The 20,037-nt window shown below is 68.9% G+C and carries 18 protein-coding genes, 1 tRNA gene and 1 pseudogene; 16 read left to right on the top strand and 4 right to left on the bottom strand.

All coding sequences use genetic code 11. The features are described from left to right. Positions 1 to 231 precede the first annotated feature (231 nt). The 4 genes from AC5Y5V_RS07290 to AC5Y5V_RS07305 all read left to right on the top strand — a co-directional run bounded on the left by AC5Y5V_RS07290 (position 232) and on the right by AC5Y5V_RS07305 (position 3,574). The gene (locus AC5Y5V_RS07290; RefSeq protein WP_499932284.1) at positions 232 to 969 is read left to right on the top strand and encodes a hypothetical protein; all 738 of its coding nucleotides are present in this window, start codon (positions 232 to 234) and stop codon (positions 967 to 969) included. Between the two features lie 126 nt (positions 970 to 1,095). Further along, on the top strand, positions 1,096 to 1,698 hold the full coding sequence (locus AC5Y5V_RS07295) for a recombinase family protein (RefSeq protein WP_499932286.1): 603 nt from the start codon (positions 1,096 to 1,098) through the stop codon (positions 1,696 to 1,698). Next, positions 1,695 to 2,162, top strand: a complete 468-nt coding sequence (locus AC5Y5V_RS07300) for a hypothetical protein (protein ID WP_499932288.1) — start codon at positions 1,695 to 1,697, stop codon at positions 2,160 to 2,162. The genes AC5Y5V_RS07295 and AC5Y5V_RS07300 overlap by 4 nt, the downstream gene beginning before the upstream one ends. Beyond that, complete coding sequence (locus AC5Y5V_RS07305; RefSeq protein WP_499932289.1) at positions 2,162 to 3,574, top strand: tyrosine-type recombinase/integrase; 1,413 nt, start codon at positions 2,162 to 2,164, stop codon at positions 3,572 to 3,574. Before AC5Y5V_RS07300 ends, AC5Y5V_RS07305 begins: the two co-directional genes overlap by 1 nt. Before the next feature lie 19 nt (positions 3,575 to 3,593). Here AC5Y5V_RS07305 and AC5Y5V_RS07310 read toward each other — a convergent pair whose 3' ends face one another. Both AC5Y5V_RS07310 and AC5Y5V_RS07315 read right to left on the bottom strand, forming a co-directional pair. Next, positions 3,594 to 3,986, bottom strand: coding sequence for a hypothetical protein (locus AC5Y5V_RS07310; RefSeq protein ID WP_499932291.1), 393 nt, complete (start codon positions 3,984 to 3,986; stop codon positions 3,594 to 3,596). A 214-nt stretch (positions 3,987 to 4,200) separates the two neighbouring features. Beyond that, positions 4,201 to 4,274: transfer RNA gene (locus AC5Y5V_RS07315), tRNA-Gly, on the bottom strand. 179 nt (positions 4,275 to 4,453) lie between these two features. Between AC5Y5V_RS07315 and AC5Y5V_RS07320 the strand changes: the two genes are divergently transcribed. From AC5Y5V_RS07320 to AC5Y5V_RS07375, 12 genes and pseudogenes are all read left to right on the top strand, one after another. Continuing rightward, the gene (locus AC5Y5V_RS07320) at positions 4,454 to 5,128 is read left to right on the top strand and encodes a VldE C-terminal domain-containing protein (protein ID WP_499932489.1); all 675 of its coding nucleotides are present in this window, start codon (positions 4,454 to 4,456) and stop codon (positions 5,126 to 5,128) included. A gap of 33 nt (positions 5,129 to 5,161) precedes the next feature. After that, positions 5,162 to 5,734 (top strand): dCTP deaminase, encoded by a 573-nt coding sequence (gene dcd, locus AC5Y5V_RS07325; RefSeq protein ID WP_499932293.1) that lies wholly within the window; start codon positions 5,162 to 5,164, stop codon positions 5,732 to 5,734. Positions 5,735 to 5,855: 121 nt separating this feature from the next. Beyond that, a complete protein-coding gene (locus tag AC5Y5V_RS07330; protein ID WP_499932295.1) occupies positions 5,856 to 7,700 on the top strand; it encodes a DUF7159 family protein in 1,845 nt (614 codons plus the stop codon). A 27-nt stretch (positions 7,701 to 7,727) separates the two neighbouring features. Next, positions 7,728 to 9,140: a DUF7159 family protein gene (locus AC5Y5V_RS07335; protein WP_499932491.1), complete on the top strand. Its 1,413-nt coding sequence runs from the start codon at positions 7,728 to 7,730 to the stop codon at positions 9,138 to 9,140. A 59-nt stretch (positions 9,141 to 9,199) separates the two neighbouring features. Beyond that, positions 9,200 to 10,375, top strand: coding sequence for a DUF7159 family protein (locus AC5Y5V_RS07340; RefSeq protein ID WP_499932297.1), 1,176 nt, complete (start codon positions 9,200 to 9,202; stop codon positions 10,373 to 10,375). A 93-nt stretch (positions 10,376 to 10,468) separates the two neighbouring features. Continuing rightward, on the top strand, positions 10,469 to 11,962 hold the full coding sequence (locus AC5Y5V_RS07345; RefSeq protein WP_499932299.1) for a DUF7159 family protein: 1,494 nt from the start codon (positions 10,469 to 10,471) through the stop codon (positions 11,960 to 11,962). A 177-nt stretch (positions 11,963 to 12,139) separates the two neighbouring features. Next, a complete protein-coding gene (locus tag AC5Y5V_RS07350; RefSeq protein ID WP_499932301.1) occupies positions 12,140 to 13,465 on the top strand; it encodes a UDP-glucose dehydrogenase family protein in 1,326 nt (441 codons plus the stop codon). A 169-nt stretch (positions 13,466 to 13,634) separates the two neighbouring features. Further along, on the top strand, positions 13,635 to 13,967 hold the full coding sequence (locus tag AC5Y5V_RS07355) for a zinc ribbon domain-containing protein (protein ID WP_499932302.1): 333 nt from the start codon (positions 13,635 to 13,637) through the stop codon (positions 13,965 to 13,967). A 42-nt stretch (positions 13,968 to 14,009) separates the two neighbouring features. Beyond that, positions 14,010 to 14,708, top strand: a pseudogene (locus AC5Y5V_RS07360) (BadF/BadG/BcrA/BcrD ATPase family protein); the annotation flags it as partial. 105 nt (positions 14,709 to 14,813) lie between these two features. Further along, entirely contained in the window at positions 14,814 to 15,713 is a 900-nt protein-coding gene (gene murQ / locus AC5Y5V_RS07365) for an N-acetylmuramic acid 6-phosphate etherase (RefSeq protein ID WP_499932493.1), read from the top strand. Between the two features lie 34 nt (positions 15,714 to 15,747). After that, positions 15,748 to 17,061 carry a serine/threonine-protein kinase gene (locus AC5Y5V_RS07370; protein ID WP_499932303.1) on the top strand — a complete coding sequence of 438 codons (1,314 nt, stop codon included), beginning with the start codon at positions 15,748 to 15,750 and terminating at the stop codon, positions 17,059 to 17,061. Beyond that, the gene (locus AC5Y5V_RS07375; RefSeq protein ID WP_499932305.1) at positions 17,061 to 17,555 is read left to right on the top strand and encodes an Rv1363c family protein; all 495 of its coding nucleotides are present in this window, start codon (positions 17,061 to 17,063) and stop codon (positions 17,553 to 17,555) included. The genes AC5Y5V_RS07370 and AC5Y5V_RS07375 overlap by 1 nt, the downstream gene beginning before the upstream one ends. 3 nt (positions 17,556 to 17,558) lie before the next feature. On the opposite strand, the gene AC5Y5V_RS07380 is transcribed toward AC5Y5V_RS07375, so the two are convergent. Together AC5Y5V_RS07380 and AC5Y5V_RS07385 are read right to left on the bottom strand one after the other, a co-directional pair. Further along, positions 17,559 to 19,334, bottom strand: coding sequence for an N-acyl-D-amino-acid deacylase family protein (locus AC5Y5V_RS07380; RefSeq protein WP_499932306.1), 1,776 nt, complete (start codon positions 19,332 to 19,334; stop codon positions 17,559 to 17,561). 54 nt (positions 19,335 to 19,388) lie between these two features. Then, positions 19,389 to 20,000, bottom strand: a complete 612-nt coding sequence (locus AC5Y5V_RS07385; protein WP_499932308.1) for a TetR/AcrR family transcriptional regulator — start codon at positions 19,998 to 20,000, stop codon at positions 19,389 to 19,391. Positions 20,001 to 20,037: the final 37 nt, after the last annotated feature.

The following is a 20,037-nucleotide window of genomic DNA, read 5'->3' on the forward strand; positions in this document are numbered from 1 at the left end:
GCGCCGCCGAAAAGCTAGTGACCAGTCTAGAAGTCAGCGGGGTCTACCGCTATTCACTAATGTCCTCTAGTGGTCTCTAGCACTCCCTAGACGACACTAGATATCACTAGAAGCTACTAGAGAATATAGACATGTGCGGTAGGAACCCTTAGCTCCTAGGTTGTCGCCTAGGGCGGTAAAGCATAGTTCCATCGGTGGGTTCAATTTCAATTAACAGATATAGGAGAGATCATGATGACTAAGCCATCGGAGCGACAACCTATCGAAGGCCGCGACTGGTCGAAGTCGCCCGTACCGCATAGGCAGTGCGCCGGACATAAGAAGAACGGCCAACGCTGCAAGAATGCCGCCATCCTCGGTGGGACGGTCTGCAAGTTTCATGGTGGCGCTGCCAAGCACGTTCGAAATGCCGCGCGCGTCCGTCTTGCTAACGCGGCGGATCGCCTGGCGCGCGCGCTTTTGAACATGGCGACCGACGACGACGTTTCAGATTCGGTAAAGCTCGCGGCGATCAAAGACGCTCTAGATCGCGGCGGTGTCACCGTCAAAGGTGAAATAGAAGTAACAACACCGGCTTACGTATCTATCTTTCAAAACATATCCGGTGGTTCGCGTGAGGCTTACCGCACTGGCGCTACCGGAGAACTACCTCCCGTAGCGGATCATCAGGGCGAGTTGTCTGCCAGTGACGGCGAGCCTATCGACGCTGAGCTTTGTTCGGATGGTGAGGGATTTTTTTACGGCTACGGCCAACCCATGACCCCGAACAACGAAGAAAACCCGCCAGAGTTCGACCCAGGGCCGGGAGGGCACATCTTCAGGCCAGGGCAGACACCGGCACCCGATGGCCTGATGAGCGTGGAGACGGCGGTGTCCGCTGCGGCTCAGGTACGGCGTGCGGCCGCGAGTGCGAGACATGAACAGCGCGCCTTGCCACCAGGCCGAAGCGTGGCTAGGTCGCAGAAGTAAACAATTGCGACAGGTTCCCAACTGGCGTAGAACGATGGCGAATCGCCATGTCGTGAAGTCGCAAAAGGTGAAGCAAAAAGGTATTCGCAAAAGAACAAATGGCGACAATTCTGCTACAGTTGGGCCATGACCACGGCCACCGCAACGGGCCAGCTCATCGGCTATGCCAGGGTGAGCACCACCAGCCAATCGCTCGACGCCCAAACTGACGCTCTGACGGGCGCTGGCGTCGATCCGGCCCGAGTCTATTCCGACAAGCTATCGGGCACGCTACGGCGCTCTCAGCGGCCAGGAATGAGCGCACTACTGGACTACGCCCGGCCAGGTGATGTGATCGTGGTCGTGGGTATCGACCGGCTTGGCCGCGACGCCGCCGAAGTCATGACCACAATTCGGGAGCTGGCCGAACGCGGCATCGTGCTGCAATCGCTACGCGAAGGTATCGACAGCTCGACAGCAATAGGCCGCGCTGTCGCGGGAATCCTGGCGAGCTTAGGTGAGCTTGAGCTAGAGCTTGGCCGCGAGCGCCGAGCTGCTGCACGTGACGCACGACGGGCGCGCAACCAGCCGATAGGCCGACCCCGCGCACTGTCTGCGGCCAAGGTGGCTCAGGTACTCAAGCTGCACGTTGCCGGTGAGTCGGTACCCGAGATAGCCAAGACGTTTGGCGTGGGTCGAGACACGGTGTACCGGGCGATTCGAGAAGCCAAAGAGGGAGAGGCGAAATGACCAAACCGGCGGCGATAACAACGCAGCATATCGGCGCGGCCGGTGAGTTGTGGGTGCAGTATCAACTGCTCAAATATGGGATCGACAGTGCGCGATTGACCACCGATTCCGGTATCGACCTCGTGATGTACGTGCCCGGCTCTAGTGAGGCAATGACGGTCCAAGTCAAGGCGCAACGGCAACCCGTACCGGCGGGCGGTAAGGGCAAGTTGCATCTGACTTGGCCTGTACCAGTGTCTCTCAAATACGAGTGGCTCGCGTGCGTCGATATCTCGCGAGACTTGGTGTGGCTGTTCACAGTTGAGCAAGCGCGTTCGTACGCTAAGCAAACCCCGCCGTCGTTGTATTGGTTCACTGGCGATGCGCCCGCTGGTGCGCTGCGCGAGGAACAGATGACCGCGTTCGAACTCGACAAGGTGGCCGCGCGACTGCTGGGACTCGCTGAAACCGAGGGGGGTTCCTAATGCATATTCGAGTCCGCGAATCAGCACGCCGCGTCAACGGCAAACCGGTGAAGCGCTATCAGGCCGTGTGGCATGAAAACGGCTGCGAGTACCGCGAGACGTTCGATACCCGCGAGCTGGCCGAAGACAGGCTGAGCCTCGTCCAAACGCTACTGGCGCAAGGGCAGTCACCGGCCAGCCTGCGCGAGCGTGGCCGGGAAACATTCGGCGTTGTGGCGGCGCAATGGCTAGCCAGTCGCCACGATCTCAAGCCGCGCACCCGCGCCGAGTACGCGAACCTGCTCAAGCCCAAGACGAATACCATCCGCGACACCGAAGGCAACTCCACTGCGGACCTGTCGGTTGCCGCGACGTTCGCAGCACGCCCGGTCAATGAGATCACGCGCGCCGACATCGCTGGGTGGGTCGGCGCACTCGATAAGGCCGGCAAATCGCCCTCAACGATTCGACACCATTATTTCGTTGTACGCCAAGTGCTTTCACAAGCTATCGCGGATGGCCGGATCATGGTCAACCCGGCTGACCATGTGAAGCTGCCTAGTGAGCGCAGCGCAGCCGGTGGTACGCCGGGCGTGGTTGACGACCCCGATATGTTTTTGACCGTCGCTCAGGTCGGTGCGCTGGTGGATGCGGCACCGTGGCCGTGCAACGTGATGGTGCACCTGGCGGCGTGGTCGGGCCTGCGAGCTGCTGAGCTGGCCGGGCTACAGGTCGGTGATGTGGTGTTGCCGCCTGCGCCGATCAACCCGAACGCACCCGCCAAGCCGGGTGTGCTGCACGTCGAACGCACGGTGATCACGGTGGACGGCGCGCTGACCTACGACACGACCAAGACCAAGGGCAGCCGCCGCAAGGTGCCCCTGACAACGGCCACGACCGAGCTATTGCGCGACTACCTGGCAGTTCATCCGCGCGCCGACGAGCCGAGCGCTCCGCTGTTCTGCGCGGTGGCGCTCGTGGCGTCTAAGCCGACCGGCAAGCGGGCTACCGATGAAAAGGGCAACCGGATCACGCCGACCGCTACTGATGCCCTGGCGGCGCTGTCAGCCGACGAGGCAGCCGAGAGACTGGTGTTGGACTGGTCGGCGATGTTGCGTCACCAAACGCTCTATAAGGCCGTGTTCCGGCCCGCTGTGGCCCGCGCTAACCGGCTGGCGGGTGGCGGTGAGGGTCCGGTGCTGCCGCCCGGCCTGAAATTCCATGCGCTCCGGCACACCTACGCGAGCTTGTGCGTGGCTGCCGGTATCCCGCCGTTGGAGCTGTCCCGGTTTATGGGCCACGCCAAGGTCACTACAACGCTGGCTATATATACGCACCTGTTTGACGACGACCACGCCGACGCGATGGCCGCTCTGGGCGCGATGAGCCGCCCGGCTGCGTCGAACGTCGTGCCGATACGTCGTCGCGGCTAAAGGCGAGAGCCACCAAGGCCTACGCCTCGGTCAAGTGCATTGAGGTCGATTCAGAGGAACCGTCGAAGGTCCAATACATCTCCCAGCCGTCCCACTTGGCGGTCTGAGTGCCGTTAGCTTGGCTCGTATGCCCGACGCGGTAATCGACACTGGACGGTGCGCCAGACTCTTTCAGCAGGCACTTGTAGACGGCTTCCTGTTCCTCGCGGAAGCCGAAGTCGTAGTCAATCGCCTTCTTGTCAGACGACAGTTTCAAAATTATGTATGACGACGCAGGTGGGCGGCACTTCTGAAAAACTGACTCAGCCGTGACCCGGCTCTTGGTGCCGCCACATGCAACGACCGTTGCGACAGCGACGGCGATAGTAATTAGAGCTGCGAGTCGCTGTGCGCAGGCTGAGGCGTTGAACACGGGGAACCCTTCGCGTGGTTCGTGGCAAAGCACTGGGAGCATAACCGGCCACGACCTCGCATGCCGGTGGTTCCGATGACGCCCGTCGAGGCGAGATGCACAGGGGTTGCTACAGCGGCAGGTGTTTCGCACGGCCACGGTCAAACCACGGCCAAGTCGTTAGCATTTGTGAATAATCAGTACGGCTAGATAAGGCGCCTAACAGCGGTAATCGTGGAGCCGATGACGGGAATCGAACCCGCGTATTCAGCTTGGGAAGCTGATGTTCTGCCATTGAACTACATCGGCGCGGTTGCCAGAGAAGGCTAGCATCCACCCTCGCGCCGGCGTGCAGACCTTGCGATGCTCGAGGCACGGATTAAGCACTCTGGTTAGACACGTGCCCAACTCTAAGAAAAAGCCATTCATTATAAGATTCGCATGTTTATCATTTCGTGATCTGGCAGTTATCTCGTATCGTGCTTTCCGTGGGCAGGCACGTATTACCTGGCAAGCGACGGAATCATCGCATTCCGCGCAGTCCCAGGGTGGTCATGGCCATGGCTCTCGCGCCCGCCGCGGTATCCGTTGTCACAGCCGCGGCCGTCGGATTCGCCCCAGCCGACCGCCCCGCCAAGCCCGTTGCTGCCGCCACCGAAGCACCCTGTTGTGCGCAGGTCGTGGGCGTGCCAGCGCCTTTGCCGAAGGTCGCCAACACACCAGGCGCGGGCGATACCGAGGGCGAGCCGGCGGCGGCATCGCGATTGCGAGTGGGATCGCGATTCCTGCCCGCGGGAGTCGCATCGGAACACGGCCTTCAAGTAAGAACCATCTTGGCCGCGCGCGCTATCAGCGAAAAGTTTCCCGAGATCCACGAGATTGGCGGATGCCGGCCGGACTCCTTGCCGTGGCACCCCAACGGGTTGGCGATCGACGTGATGATTCCCAACCCCAGCTCGGAGGCCGGCATCGAACTGGGCAACGAGGTCGTCGCGTACGTGCTGGCGAACGCGAGCCGATTCGGAATGCAGGACGCGATCTGGCGCGGCGTCTACTACACGCCGGGCGGCTCCCAGCCGAGTCGCCTCGGCCACTATGACCACGTCCACGTCACCACGACCGGCGGCGGCTACCCGACCGGCCACGAGGTCTACTTGCGCTGACGCCCGCCGGCCGCCGAGCGATAGGCTCGTGCGGTGCTGCTCTCGGATCGTGACCTCAGGGCCGAAATTTCCTCCGGGCGGGTCGGCATCGACCCGTTCGACGACACCCTGGTGCAGCCCTCCAGCATCGACGTGCGCCTCGACCGCATGTTCCGGGTTTTCAACAACACCCGCTACACCCACATCGACCCCGCCAAGCAGCAGGACGAGCTGACCAGCCTCGTCGAGCCCCTCAACGGTGAACCGTTCGTGCTGCATCCCGGCGAGTTCGTGCTCGGATCGACGCTGGAGCTGTTCAGCCTGCCCGACGACCTCGCCGGACGGCTGGAGGGCAAATCTTCGCTGGGCCGACTGGGCCTGCTGACCCACTCCACCGCGGGCTTCATCGACCCGGGCTTCAGCGGTCACATCACGCTGGAGTTGTCCAACGTCGCCAACTTGCCGATCACCCTGTGGCCGGGCATGAAGATCGGTCAGCTCTGCATTCTGCGGCTGACCAGCCCGTCCGAACACCCTTATGGCAGTTCGAGTGTCGGGTCGAAGTACCAGGGCCAGCGGGGGCCGACGCCGTCGCGGTCTTATCAGAACTTCATAAGATCTACATAGCTTCGCCGGGGTGCCCGCACAGTCACTCTGCGCGATCATGGACATGTCGGTGCTTTTCTCCTCCGCGCTGACAACGGCCGATAGAACCTTTGGAGGGGTTGTCTTGGATATCGTGCTCGGGATGTCGATGGCACCGGCGTCGATCGAGATGGTGCTGGTAGAAGGCGAAAACGCGGACGGCGCGACCGTTGACGAGGACCACATCGCGGTCGCTGCCGACGGTGACCCGACCACCAGCGCTTCCGCTCAGGCGATCGCCGCCATCCTCGGTACCCGTGAGGGTGCGCTTGACGCCGGCCTGCGGCTGTCCTCCATCGGGGTGACCTGGACCGATCAGCTCGAGGCGCACGCCCTGCGCGACGCGCTGGCCGCCCGCAAGGTCGAAAACGTCATGCTGGTCTCGGCGTTCCTGTCCGCCGCCGCGCTGACCCAATCCGTCGGCGGCGCAATGGGTTACGCGAGCACCGCGGTGCTCTTCGTGGAGCCCGAGAGCGCCACGCTGGCCGTGGTCGCGACGGACGACGGCTCCATCGCCGGCGTGCGCAAGCAGTGGCTGGACTGGACGTCGGACCGGATCGCCACCGCCGAACTGGTCAACATGGTCGTCGGCCTGGAGAAGCTCGGATCGTCGGTGGACGGCGTGTTCGTGCTGGGGTCCGGCGTCGACATCGCGCCGCTCAAACCGCATTTGGAGGCGGCCACGTCGCTGGACGTGAGCATGCCGGAGGAGCCGGAAACGGCACTGGCCCGCGGGGCGGCACTCGCGTCGGCGAATGCTCCGCTGTTTGTGTCGTCGACGGCCGCGCTGGCCTACTCGCTGGACCCCGGCACCGGTGCCGTGGACCCGACGGCCCTGCCGGATCACCTCAGGTTCCCCGACGTCGCCGACGGCGACGACGGCCGCGCCTACAGCGCCGTGCCGGACGACGCGGACCTGGAATACGATGCCCCGACCGACGTGTTCGAGCCGGTCGGAAGTTGGCGCGACAGGTCGTTCATCCGCAGGCCGATGGTGCTGATGGGCACCGGGATTGCGGCCGTGGCCATCGCGTCGGTGGTGGCGGTGGAGATCGTGGCGGCGGTCAGCATCCGTCGGGATTCGGTTGCCGTGGAGCCCAGCCCGGGCCAGAACCTGATCGTCCCGACCCAGCAGGCGCCGCCACCGGCCGAGGTGCCGCAGGCGCAGCCGAAGATCCAGCTGCCGGCCCCGGCGCCGGTGGCCACGCCCAAGCCCGCGAGTCCGGCGATCGTGCCGGCGGCTCCTGCGGTTCCCGCGCCCCAGGCGCCCGCGTTGGCTCCCGCCCCGGTGCCCGTCCCGGCCGCGCCGATCCCCGCGCCGGCCGCTCCGGCACCGGCACCGCCGGTGGTGGTGCCCGTGCCGATCGTGGCGGCTCCGCCGCTGCTGCCCCTGATCGTCCCGCCGCGCGTGGCACCGCCCGTGCAGGCTCGTCCGCCGGTGCAGTCGCCGCAGTCGCCGCCGCGCGGCCAGGTTCCGGGCTGGCCGCCGCAGGCCGGCGGCCAGGGCCCGCAGCCGCCCTTCGGGCAGGCCCCGCCGGGGCTGGGGAGCCCACCGAGGTCGGGAGGCTGGCCCGGTGGTCCCGGTGGCGGCGGGCCGATCCAGGCGCCGCCTCCCGCCCCGATACCCAGCGGTCCGTTTGGTGGCGGTGGGTTCCCCGGTGGCGGCGGTTTCCCGCGCGCGCCGATGCCGGCCCCGATCCCAGCCCCGGCCCCGGCTCCGGTGCCCAGCGGCCCGTTCGGCGGAGGTGGCTTCCCCGGCGGAGGTGGCTTCCCCGGCGGCGGCGGCTTCCCGCGCGGCCCGATCGCCGCGCCGGCTCCGGCCCCGGCGCCCCGCATGCCCTTCGGTGGCGGCGGATTCGGCGGTGGCGGCTTCGGCGGCGGCGGCTTCGGTGGTGGCGGCCACAGCGGCGGCGGTGGCGGTGGCGGCGGCGGTGGCGGCCACAGGTAGGTCTTCGGAGGAGTTCGAGCGGTGGACATGGTGCTTGGCGTCTCGATGGCGCCAACGAAGGTCCGCATGGTGCTGGTCGAAGGCGAGAACGCCGACGGCCTGACCGTCGACCAGGACGACTTCGACGTCACCGCCGACGCGCCCGCTCAGGTCCTCTCGGCGATTCTGGGCACCCAGGAAAGCGCCGTCGAGGGCGGCTATCAGCTGCTGGCCAGCGGCGTGACATGGACGGATCCGGTCGACGCGGCCGCGCTGCGCGACGCCCTGGCCGCCCGCAAGATCGAGAACGTGATGCTGGTGTCGGCGTTCATGGCCGCGGCGGCCCTGGCGCAGGCGGTGGGCAACGCGACCGACTACGCCCGCACCGCGCTGCTGTTCGTCGAGCCGTACAGCGCAACTTTGGCGGTGGTGAACACCGCCGACGGGTCGATCGTCGACGTCCACCGCACGCTGCTGCCCGAGAGCGACGACGAGGCGGTGGCCAACCTCGTCGAGATGGTCGCTCGCACCGAGTGGCTGCCGACGCACCCGCAAGGCGTGTTCGTCGTCGGCTCCGGAGTGGACATCCCGCTGATCAAACCGGCGCTCGAGGCCGCGACATCGCTAGCCCTGTCGGTGGCCGAGGAGCCGGAGCTGGCGCTGGCCCAGGGTGCGGCGCTGGCCTCGGCGAACGCGCCGTTGTTCGCGGCGTCCACCGCGGCGCGGGCCTACGCGCTGGATAGCGGCGCCGATGCGCCCGAATCCCCGCCGTACCTGGCCGCCGACGAACACGCCGGCATCGACTACGTCGCCTACAGCGCCGTCGACGACGAGGCTTCGGCGGCTTCGGAGGACGACGCTGCGCGCCGCAGCCCGCTGTTGCTGATCGGCAGTTCGCTGGCGATGGTCGCCACCGCCGCGGTGGTGGCGCTGGAGATCGCGTTGGCCATCAACATCCGCCCCACGGTCGCGCTGCGGCCCAGCCCAAACGAAAACGTGATCGTCCCCACCCCGCCCGCGCCGGCGCAGGTGATCGTGCCGAAGCCCGAAGTCAGGCTGCCCACGCCCGTCGCGGCACCACGACCCCTGGTGCCGCGGGTGGCGCCGCCGCCCGCTGCGCCGCCGCCGGTCCCAGTGCCCGCGGCCCCGCCACCGGTGGTGTTCGTTCCGCTGGTGCCGCGGGCGGCCGCCCCCGCGCCTCGTCTGGTGCCGCGGGCCCCGCTGGCGCAGCCACGCAACATCGTGCCGGAGCCGCAGATACCTCGCGAGCGAGGCCTGCTGCCCAGGCTGGGGGGTGGGCAGGGGCCGCTGCAACGCGGACCCCTGCCCGGCCTGGGTGGGCCGCCTCGGGCCCGTGCGCCGATACCGGGCTTCGGCGGCGGGCGCGGGGGCTTCCTCGGTCCGTTCGGCGGCGGCCGCGGCGGTTTTGGTGGCCCATTCGGCGGCTTCGGTCGCCGGTAGTCGGGCCTTTCGCGAGCTATGCTGTGCGGCGCTAACCCGTGGGCAAACCTGGAGGACCGATGGACGTCGTGCTCGGCGTGTCGATGGCACCCCGTGCCGTCGGCATGGTGCTCCTCGAGGGGGAAGGGGCCGGCGGGGTCACGGTCGACCAGGACAACTTCGACGTCGCCCCTCATCGGGCCACCAAAACCGCCGCGGACCAGGTGATTTCGGCGATCCTGGGCACCCGCGAAAGCGCCGCCGAGAGCGGTTACCAGCTGCAGACCAGCGGGGTCGCCTGGACCGATCCCGTCGAGGCCGACGCCCTGCGCGACGCGCTGGCAGCCCGCAAGGTCGAGAACGTGATGCTTGTCTCGGCCTTCGCGGCCGCGGCCGCGCTGACGCAAGCGGTCGGTTGCGCGACCAGCTGCGCGCGCACCGCGCTGCTATTCGTCGAGCCGAGCACCGCGACTCTCGCCGTGGTCGACAGCGCCGACGGCTCGGTCGCCGACGTGCGGCGGCAGCACCTGCCCGACGACCCCGGCGCGGCGCTGGCAGAGCTCACGGCGATGGTCTCCGGCGTCGAAGCGATGGCGGCCGCTCCGGAGAGCGTGTTCCTGATGGGCTCCGGCCCGGACGCCCTGGACATCCCGGCGGTCAAGCCCGCGCTGGACGCGTCGACCTCGCTTGCGGTGACAGCGCCCGCCGAGCCGGAGACGGCATTGGCCCGCGGCGCAGCCCTGGCCTCAGCGAACGCGTCACTGGGTGCACCGTCCACGGTCACGATGGCCCGCGCCGAGGACGCCCCGGCCACCGAACTCGCCTACAGCGCCGAAGCCGATGCCTACGCCGAGCCGATGCCGGAACCCGTCGTCGGCCGGCGCGCACGGCACAGCCGGAAGCCCCTGCTGGCGGCGGTGAGCGCGGTCGCGATCTTCGTCGGCGGCGTGGTGGCCCTGGCCGTCGCGCTGGCGCTCGATATCCGTCCGCACGCCGAGGAACGGCCCAGTATCAGCAAGAACGTCGTCGGCCCGGCGACCGCGGCGTCGGCCGTGAATCCGCCGAAGCCCGCGGCGCCGCCGCCCGCGTCGATCGTGCAGCCCCCGCCGCCGGTCATGCAGCCTTCGCAGGTCCCGGCGTCGGTACCGCCGTCGGTGGTCCCGCAGCCGCCCGTCGAAACCCCGCCCGAGCGGGTGCCTCCGGAGCGTCCCAGGGAACGGCACCATCACTTCGGACACGGCATCCTCATCCCCTGACGGGTAAACTCGGGCCATACGGGGAACTAATAGACGTAAAGAGAGCCGCTCAGGGTCTTGTCACCCGGCTATCGGAAGACTATTGGGGGAGCTTTGGACACCGTATTGGGTGTGTCGATGGCGCCGACGGCAGTCCGGATGGTGCTGGTCGAAGGCGAAAATGGCGATGGCGTCACCGTCGACCAAGAGAATATTGCGGTCGCCGACGAGGCGCCCGTCGATGCCGCGGGTCAGGTGATTTCGGCGATCCTGGGCACCCGCGAGGGCGCGGCCGAGGGTGGGTATCACCTGGCGGCGACGGGAGTGACCTGGACCGATCCGATCGAGGCCGCCGCCCTACGCGACGCGCTGGCTGCCCACAAGATCGAGAACGTGATGCTGGTGTCGGCGTTTCTCGCCGCCGCCGCGCTCGCCCACGCGGTGGGCAACGAAACCAACTACGCGCACACGGCGCTGCTGTTCATTGAGCCCGAAGCCGCGACGCTGGCCGTCGTCGACACCGCTGACGGGTCCATCGCCGATATCCACCGGCACGAGCTGCCCATGGACGACGACGCAGCGGTGGCCGAGCTGGCCACCCTGGTCGCGCAGGCCGAGGACCTGACGGCGCGGCCCGACGGCGTCTTCGTCGTCGGCTCGGGCATCGACATCCCGCTGATCAAGCCGGCGCTGGACGCCGCGACCACGCTGCCGGTGTCGGCGCCCGAGGAGCCGGAGACCGCGCTGGCCCGCGGGGCGGCGTTGGCGTCGGCGAACGCTCCGCTGTTCGCATCGTCCACCGCGGCGCAGGCATACGCGCAGGACCCCGGCACCGGTGTCGTGAACCCGTTCGTCGCCGACGCTGCGTACTTCGACGTTCCCGCCGCCCCCGGCACGGGCGGGCTCGCGCTGGCCTACAGCGCCGTCCCCGACGACGCGTTCACCGGCGCGCACGCCCCGTACACCGGCGAGCAGACCGTCCTGGCCGGCTCCGCCTCGGACACCGTGGATGCCCCGCAGCGCAGGTCCTTCGCGATGGTCGCCAGCGCGGTGGCAGCGATCTTCATCATCGGGGTGACGGCGCTGGTGGTTTCGCTGGCGGTCGCGATCCGCCCCACCGCTGGCACGCGGCCCGATCCCGGGCGCAACGTCGTCGAGGCGCCCACGCAGCGGGCCCCGGAGGCTCCCGCACCGGCACCCCAGGCGCCGGCTCCGGAGCCGCAGGCCCCGGCGCCCGGGCCGCAGCAAGCCCCCGCGCCGGTGCCGCAGCAGGCCCCCGTGCCGGTGCCGCAGGCGCCCGCTCCGGCCCCCGTCCCCGTCCCGCAGGCGCCCGCGCCGGTGCCCGTCCCGGTGCCGCAGGCACCCGCGCCCGCCGCGCCGCCACCGCCGGCGGCCATTCCGGTGCCGATACCCGTGCCGATCATCACCCCGCAGGGGCCTGGTCGCGGCGGGTTCCCCGAGGGGCCCCGCGGCGGGCCCGGCCGCGGTGGCGGCGGCTTCCCCGGTGGCGGCGGTTTCCCCGGCGGCCCGGGTGGCGGCGGAGGAGGCCACGGCGGCCACGGTGGCGGCCGCGGCGGGTTCGGATTTCCGGGCATCCCCGGCCTGTAGCCCTGGCCGCTCGCCCGCCGAGCGCGTCGGATATGGACGAAAAGTGAAGGGCGGGCATACATAAGCGCCACACTCGGCACATCGTCGTAGGGTCAGCGGACAGCTGTCACTTGCAGTTTGCCTGGCGCTCAGCGGCGCGATGCAGTTCGCTCATTGCGGCGACCTACACACGGTGGTATGCGATGCACCGTCTTTGGAACCGGCTATCTGGGTGCCACCCACGCCGTCGGGATGGCGGAACTGGGGCACGAGGTCGTCGGAGTGGATATCGACCCGGGTAAGGTAGCCAAGCTCGCCGGCGGTGACATCCCGTTCTACGAGCCCGGGTTGCGAAAAATGTTGGCCGACAACCTCGCTGCCGGTCGCCTGCACTTCACCACCGACTACGACATGGCGGCCGACTTCGCCGACGTGCACTTCCTCGGAGTCGGCACGCCGCAGAAGAAGGGCGAATACGGCGCCGACCTGCGCCACGTGCACGCCGTCATCGACGCCCTGGTGCCGCGGTTGACCCGGCCCGCGGTGCTGGTCGGCAAATCGACTGTCCCGGTGGGCACCGCGGCCGAACTCGGTGTCCGCGCCGCGGCTCTGACGCCGCCGGGAGTGGACGTCGAAATCGCCTGGAATCCGGAGTTTCTGCGGGAAGGGTACGCGGTGCGCGACACCCTGAAGCCGGACCGCATTGTGCTTGGCGTGCAGGATGATTCGGCCCGCGCCGAGGCGGTGGTGCGCGAGCTGTACGCGCCGCTGCTGGCGGCGGGGGTGCCGTTGTTGGTGACCGATCTGCAGACGGCCGAGCTGGTCAAGGTTTCGGCCAATGCTTTTCTGGCGACCAAGATTTCGTTCATCAACGCCGTCTCCGAGGTGTGCGAGGCGGCGGGTGCCGACGTCACCGCGCTGGCCGACGCGCTCGGCTACGACCCGCGCATCGGACGCCAATGCCTCAACGCGGGTTTGGGTTTCGGCGGCGGCTGCCTGCCCAAGGACATCCGCGCGTTCATGGCCCGCGCCGGGGAGCTCGGCGCCAACCAGGCCCTGACGTTCCTGCGCGAGGTGGACAGCATCAACATGCGCCGGCGCACCAAGATGGTCGAACTGGCCACCACCGCGTGCGGCGGCGCGCTGTTGGGCGCCAACATCGCCGTGCTGGGCGCCGCGTTCAAGCCCGAATCCGACGACGTGCGCGACTCGCCGGCGCTCAACGTCGCGGGCCAGCTGCAGCTCAACGGGGCCGCGGTCAACGTGTACGACCCGAAGGCTCTGGAAAACGCCCGCCGCGTGTTTCCGACGCTGAATTACGCGGTGTCGGTGTCCGAAGCGTGTGAGGGCGCGGACGCGGTCCTGGTGCTCACCGAATGGCAGGAGTTCGTCGACCTCGACCCCGACGACCTCACCGAGCGGGTGCGGGCCCGTGTGGTGGTGGACGGCCGCAACTGCCTGGACGTCGACCGTTGGCAGCGTGCCGGCTGGCGGGTGTTCCGGCTGGGCACGCGACGGCCGTAGCCGAGGCTTCTTTCGTCTGGACTCCCGGCCGCGCTCACGACCTGGCTGCTGATCGGCGTGCTCGTGAGGTCTGGATCATCGGCCCTTCGCCGGACGGCTCCCGGGGCCAATAATGGACTAACTTGCGGAGCAGAGCGCCAATCGACAAGCGCGGAAAGGCGGAGGGATTATGACGTATTACGCAAGTTCGCCTGGAGCGGAAATCGTGCGGGTTTTAGCGCGTTCTATCGGCGTTATTCACTGGCTCTTTACTGAACACTCTGTCGCGGCAACAGCGATTGTCCTGGTATTGATCGCTTTTGGCCTCTATGTCTGGTACGCCATGAGGAAGGAAGCAGACAAGCCGACGGACAAGGCTGCTCCGATCCAATCCACTCCAGCGGCCACAGCACCACGGGTCACCCACAAGACTGACGGCGGATTCAAGAAATGCCCGGGCTGCGGGAAATTCACCCAAAGAGCCAAAGTTTGCAGGCACTGCGGCCACGACCTCCGCTCGTAGCGGGCCGAATGTCCCGGCCGCGCGGTTCGTAGGATGCGGCTCATGGCGATCCTGGCCGTCGACCTCGGCAAGACGTCCTGCCGCGCCGCCCTCGGCGATCGCAGGGCGCAGGGACCGGGCGCGCCGGGGCTCGCCGCTCCCGGCGGGGTGCGGGCCGCGCAGGCGGCGATCCTGGCCGTCGCTCGAGAGCTTGGACCCGTCGACGAGGTGGTCGTCGGCGCGGCCGGGGCGCTGGCGGCGCCCGACGCGGCGCGGGCGCTGGGCGATGCGCTGCTCACCGCGCTGCGGGTTGACCGCGTCGCGGTGACCAGCGACGCCGTCATCGCGCACGCGGGCGCGCTGGACGGCCGGCCCGGCGTGGTGCTGATCGCCGGCACCGGCGTCGTGGCGCTGGCGATCGGGGCGGACGGCACGCTGCGCACGACCGACGGCTGGGGCCCGTGGCTGGGCGACGAGGGCGGCGGCGCGTGGATCGGCGCGGCCGGGCTGCGGGCGGCGCTGCGCGCCCACGACGGACGCGGCCCGTCCACCACGCTGCTCGACGCCGCGCGCGTCCGCTTCGGCGCGCCGCGGACCTGGCCGGCGCGGTTCACGGATGCGGCGTCCTTAGCCACCTTTGCGCCCGAGGTCCTCGCCGTGCGCGGCGACGCGGTGGCCGACGCGATCGTCCGCGCGGCCGCCGATGCCCTGGCCGCGACCGCCCGCGCGGTCGGCGACGGCCCGGTGGCGCTGGTCGGTGGCTTGTCGGGGGTGCCGGCGCTGCGCGCGCGGCTCGACGTCGTCCCGGCCTCCGGCGACGCGCTCGACGGCGCGCTGCGCCTGGGCGCCATCCACGAGCCGCACGTGATCCGCGCCCACACGACGCGCGCACCGCACCGGCTCGACGCCCTGACCACCGAGGCCGTCCGGCCCGGCCTGGACGACCTCGACACCCGGCCCATCGGCGAGGTCGTCGCGCTGCTCGTCGCGGCCGAGGGCGAGGCGCACGCGGCGGTGGCGGCGGCGGTCCCGCGGATCACGGCGGCGGCCGAGGCGATCGCCGACCGGTTGGACCGCGGCGGGCGCCTGGTCTACGCCGGCGCCGGGACGCCGGGACGCCTCGGCGTGCTGGACGCCGCCGAATGTGGGCCGACCTTCGGCACCGAGCTGGTGCGCGGCGTGATCGCCGGCGGTCCGGCGGCGCTGACCGAGGCCATCGAGGGCGCCGAGGACGCGTTCGATCCCGCCGACCTGGCCGGCCTGACCGCCGCCGACGCACTCGTCGGGATCACGTCGTCGGGCCGCACGCCGTACGTGCTCGGCGCGCTCGAGCACGCGCGTGCGGTGGGCGCGCTGACCGTCGCGATCGTCAACAATCCCGGTAGCGAGGCGTCGGCCGACGTGGTGATCGAGCTGCTGACCGGGCCCGAGGTACTGGCCGGCTCGACGCGCCTGACCGCCGGGACGTCCCAGAAGATCGTGCTCAACGCGCTGTCGACCAGCGTGATGATCGCGCTCGGCAAGGCGTACGGCCCGCGAATGGTCGACGTGCGCACCACCAACGCGAAGGTGCGCCGGCGGGCGGTGCGGATCGTGCGCGATGCGGCCGGGGTCGACGAGGAAACCGCGACGACGGCGCTGGCCGCCGCGGGCGGGCACGCCAAGACGGCGATCGTCGCGCTGCTCGCCGGTGTCGACGCGGCCGAGGCCGCCGCCCGGCTCGACCGCGCTCGGGGGCGGGTGCGCGACGCCCTCGGCGGGGCGTGAGCCGCCAGGCCCGCCGTGTGTACGATCCGAGCTCATGCCGCTGTCTAACGGCACGACGTTCGCCGGGTTCACGATCGTGCGCCCGCTGGGGTCGGGGGGAATGGGCGAGGTCTATCTCGCGCAGCATCCGCGGCTGCCCCGGCAGGATGCACTCAAGGTGCTGCCCGCGGAGTGGTCCACCGACGCCGAGTACCGGGCCCGGTTCGGGCGCGAGGCCGACCTGGCGTCGTCGCTGTGGCACCCGCACATCGTCGGCGTGCATGACCGGGGCGAGACCGACGGCCAGCTGTGGATCTCGATGGACTTCGTCGACGGTGTGGACGCCGCGCGGCTGCTCACCGAAAGCTATCCGGGCGGCATGCCCGTCGACGACGCGCTCCGCATCGTCACGGCCGTGGCGAGCGGCCTCGACTACGCCCACAGTCGTGGCCTGCTGCACCGCGACGTCAAACCCGCCAACATCATGGTGACCCGCGGCGGCGCGGGCGAACAGCGAATCGTGTTGACCGACTTCGGGATTGCCCGCAACGTCGACGACGTCAGCCTGACCGCGACGAACATGACCATCGGCACCGTCGCCTACGCCGCACCCGAGCAGCTGCTGGGCCAGGGTCTCGACGGACGGGCCGACCAATACGCGCTGGCCGCCACCGCCTACCAACTCCTGACCGGGTCTCAGCTCTTCCCGCACTCGAATCCCGCGGTCGTCATCAGCAACCACCTGACGACACCGCCGCCCGCGCTGTACCCCGCGCTGTCGAAGGCGCTGTCCAAGAACCCCGCTGACCGGTTTGCCAGCTGTTCGGATTTCGCCCGCGCGCTGGCCGGGGAGGTGACGACGCCGCCGCGCGCCGCGCCGGCGAAGCGGACCGGGGCTCGCGCGGCGGTGCTGATCGTGCTGGTGGCCATGCTGCTCGCGTCCGCGGGATTCCTCACCACGCAGGTGCTCCGCGCGGACCCCCGGCCGGCGAGCACGCGGCAGCAGTGGCAACCGTACGTCGACGCGGCCACGTCGTACGTGACAGCGATGTTCACCTACACACCGGATACGGTCGACAGCAGCGTGCAGCGGATGTTGGACATGTCCGTCGGGCCGCTGCACGCGATGCTCACGAAGAACACCGACAATCTCGTCGCCCTCTTCCGGAACACGCACGCCACCAGCGCCTGCACGATCGATGCGGCCGGCCTCGAGGACCTCGCCGGCGACAAGGCCACCGTCCTGGTCGCGTCGCGGGTGCAGGTCAACGGCGAGTCGCAGCCGTATCGGATGCGGGTGATCGTGGAAAAGCAGCCCGACGGCGCGTTCAAGGCCGCCGACCTCAAGTACCCCGACGGGGGCAACTGATGCGGCGTGCGTTCTGGTGGGTGTGTGTCGTCGTGCTGGTCCTGGCCACGCTCGCGTGCGCGGTCATCGGCGGCTGGCTGATGGTCGCCAAGAGCCGCTCGGTCGGTGTCGCGGACGGCCCGGCGCAGCGCTCAGCCGTGCTCGATGTCGCGAAGGCCGACATCCCCAAGATCTTCGGCTACGACTACCAGACCGTCGAGCGAAGCATGGCCGACGCCGAGCCGCTGCTGACGCCCAAATACCGCGCGGAATTCCAGAAGAACGCCGCCGACAAGGTCATCCCGGAGGCCAGAAAGCGCCAGGTGGCGGTGCAGGCGAATGTCGTGGGAGCCGCGGTGGAAGCGCTGGACAGCGGGTCCGCCAAGGTGCTCGTCTTCCTGAATCGAACGGTCACCGACGCAGGTGGCCAACGGATCTACGACGGCGCCCGGCTGCGGGTGGACATGCAGCGCGTCGACGAGAAGTGGCTGATCTCCAACATCAACCCGGTGTAGCGCTCAGGCCGGCACGGACCGCGGCACGTTGCGCGGCCGGCCGTCGGCGCGCAGGAAGCCCCCGGTGCGCTCGCGGCCCAGGATCTCGGTGGGTTCGCCGTCGCGGAACACCTCGCGGCCGGAAACGAACACGGCGTTGACGGTCTGGTCGTTGCGGTTGACCATGCGCGAAAGTCCGCCGTAGGCAGCGATTTCGGCCTCGTGGTAGGCGTCCAGCGACTCGTCGAGGCTTTGCGGGTCGAGCACCACCAGGTCCGCCCAGTCGCCGACCCGCAGGTGGCCGGCGTCCAGGCCGTACCAGTCCGCCAGCTCCCCGGTCAGCCGGTGCACGGCCCGCTCGATCGACATGAACGGCTGGCCGGCGTTCTGGGCGTCGCGCACATGCCGCAGCAGACGCAGCCCGCAGTTGTAGAACGCCATGTTCCGCAGGTGCGCGCCGGCGTCGGAAAAGCCCATCTGCAGGCCGTCCTGCACGGCCAGCTTGCGCAGCACCTCCGGGCGGTGGTTGGAAATCGTTGTGCGCCAGCGGATCTTAGGTCCGTACTCCAGCACCAGGTCGAGGAAGGCGTCGACGGGATGCAGGCCGCCGCGCTCCACGCCGACCTGGCCAAACGACTTGCCCACCAGCGACTCGTCGGGGCAGGACACGATCTCGGCGTCGAAGAAGTCGCGGTGCCAGGCCCGCGGCGCGTACCTGCTGTCGTAGTCCTTGCGGAACTGCCGCCGGTATTCCTCGTCGCGCAGCAGTTCGTTGCGCTCCAGCTCGTCCTTGAGGTGCAGCGCGGCGGCCCCGGCGCCGAACTCCTCGAAGACCACCAGGTCGATGCCGTCGGCGTACACCTCGAACGGCACGGGCAGGTGCTGGAACCGGAAGTCGCCGCCGAGGCGGTTCACCACCGTCGACAGCGTGCCCGTCAACCACGTGGCGAAGGGTGACGACTTCATGTCCGCCGCGGCCAGCAGGCTGGTCTTCAGCCGCGGGCGCCGAAACCCCAGCGACTGGAACGCCTGCGACACGATGTTCTGCGGGTGGGAGATGTCGGGGCCGGATTGCAAAGCCCGCCCGGACCGGCGCAGCAGCGCCTTGAGCCGACGCAGCTCACGGCCCTTCGCGTAGGTCGACGGCAGGGTGCGCGACCGGCAGGTGTCGCCGTCGATCTTGTCGAAAAGCAGCTGCTGCGAGGACATCCCGAGGAATCCGGCGTCCAGCGCCTCGGCCAGCATTTCTTCCATGCGGGCCTGCTCGGCCGCCGTCGGCCGCACGTCCTTGCGGGTCGCCCGGTCCAGGCCCATCACCGCGGTGCGCATGTCGGAGTGGCCGATGAACGCGGTGACGTTGGGGCCCAGCGGCAGGGCCTCGAGCGCTGCGGCGTACTCGCGTGCGTTGTTCCACGACTTGTGGTCACCGACGATGCGGACCACGTGTTCGTGCGGGATCGCCTCCACGCGACCGAACAGGTCGGCCGCGTCGTTCGCGTCGACGTGCACGGTGGACAGCGAGCACGAACCGATCACGATCGTGGTGACGCCGTGCCGCAGCGACTCCGACAGCGACGGCGCGGCCAGCACCTCCGCGTCGTAGTGGGTGTGGATGTCGATGATGCCGGGGATCACCCATTTGCCTTGGGCATCAATGACATTGGGGCAGCCCTCGGTGTCCAGCGGCGACGGGCTGACGGCCGCGACGCGCCCGTCGCGAATGCCGATGTGACGGACCGCCGACGGTCCTCCGGTGCCGTCGAACCAACGGCCGTCGGTAATCACGGTGTCGAACGGCATTGCATCCACCTCCATTTGGCTAGACAGTCTAGCCAATACGTCGATCCACCGCGCTCAGCGGTGCGGGCTGGCGATCTCGGCACTGAGCACCGGCGCGACCCACCGGCGCAGATAAAAGCGCAGCACGTCGCCGGTGCGCGGCGGCCGGCCAGGGTCGATCATGAACGATTGCAGGATCCGCAACATGTATTCGGCCAGGTCGTCGATGCCCGCGTCGTCGAGGCCGTATTGCGCCCAATCGATGTCCAGGCCCGCCAGCAGGCCGTGCCCGAACTTGACACCCATCTCCGACGTCACCCCCGTCGACGCCTTGGTGAAGTCGTGGATCAGCATCAGCTGGACATGCCTGTCGTCGGGCAGCCACTCGAGGGTGAACGCCAAGCTCTCCACCAGGGCCTCGACCGGGTCGGTCAGGTTGGACAGATGGTCGGCGAGCCGCTGCAGGAACCGCACCCCGGACCGGGTGGCGGCGGCTTCGAGCAGCGCGCTGGTTCCGGGGAAGTAGTTGTAGACGGTCTGTCGCGATACGCCAAGGGTGCGCGCCACGTCGGCGATGCGGATGTCGGCGCCGCGTTCCTCGATCGCCTCACTTGCCGCGTTGAGGATGCGGTCGACCGCCTCTTCGTCGGTCGCGGGCGTGGCGCCGCCCCACCCATGGGTGCGCATGGGTGAAGACGTTACGCGTCAGCGTCGACGCACGGGT

This window comes from Mycobacterium sp. NGS68, assembly GCF_059812195.1.

Coding starts and splice junctions, on each gene's coding strand:
- AC5Y5V_RS07290 (WP_499932284.1), top strand. CDS start 232: ATGATGACTAAGCCATCGGAGCGACAACCTATCGAAGGCCGCGACTGG.
- AC5Y5V_RS07295 (WP_499932286.1), top strand. CDS start 1,096: ATGACCACGGCCACCGCAACGGGCCAGCTCATCGGCTATGCCAGGGTG.
- AC5Y5V_RS07300 (WP_499932288.1), top strand. CDS start 1,695: ATGACCAAACCGGCGGCGATAACAACGCAGCATATCGGCGCGGCCGGT.
- AC5Y5V_RS07305 (WP_499932289.1), top strand. CDS start 2,162: ATGCATATTCGAGTCCGCGAATCAGCACGCCGCGTCAACGGCAAACCG.
- AC5Y5V_RS07330 (WP_499932295.1), top strand. CDS start 5,856: ATGTCGATGGCACCGGCGTCGATCGAGATGGTGCTGGTAGAAGGCGAA.
- AC5Y5V_RS07335 (WP_499932491.1), top strand. CDS start 7,728: ATGGTGCTTGGCGTCTCGATGGCGCCAACGAAGGTCCGCATGGTGCTG.
- AC5Y5V_RS07340 (WP_499932297.1), top strand. CDS start 9,200: ATGGACGTCGTGCTCGGCGTGTCGATGGCACCCCGTGCCGTCGGCATG.
- AC5Y5V_RS07350 (WP_499932301.1), top strand. CDS start 12,140: ATGCGATGCACCGTCTTTGGAACCGGCTATCTGGGTGCCACCCACGCC.
- AC5Y5V_RS07355 (WP_499932302.1), top strand. CDS start 13,635: ATGACGTATTACGCAAGTTCGCCTGGAGCGGAAATCGTGCGGGTTTTA.
- AC5Y5V_RS07370 (WP_499932303.1), top strand. CDS start 15,748: ATGCCGCTGTCTAACGGCACGACGTTCGCCGGGTTCACGATCGTGCGC.
- AC5Y5V_RS07375 (WP_499932305.1), top strand. CDS start 17,061: ATGCGGCGTGCGTTCTGGTGGGTGTGTGTCGTCGTGCTGGTCCTGGCC.
- AC5Y5V_RS07380 (WP_499932306.1), bottom strand. CDS start 19,334: ATGCCGTTCGACACCGTGATTACCGACGGCCGTTGGTTCGACGGCACC.
- AC5Y5V_RS07385 (WP_499932308.1), bottom strand. CDS start 20,000: ATGCGCACCCATGGGTGGGGCGGCGCCACGCCCGCGACCGACGAAGAG.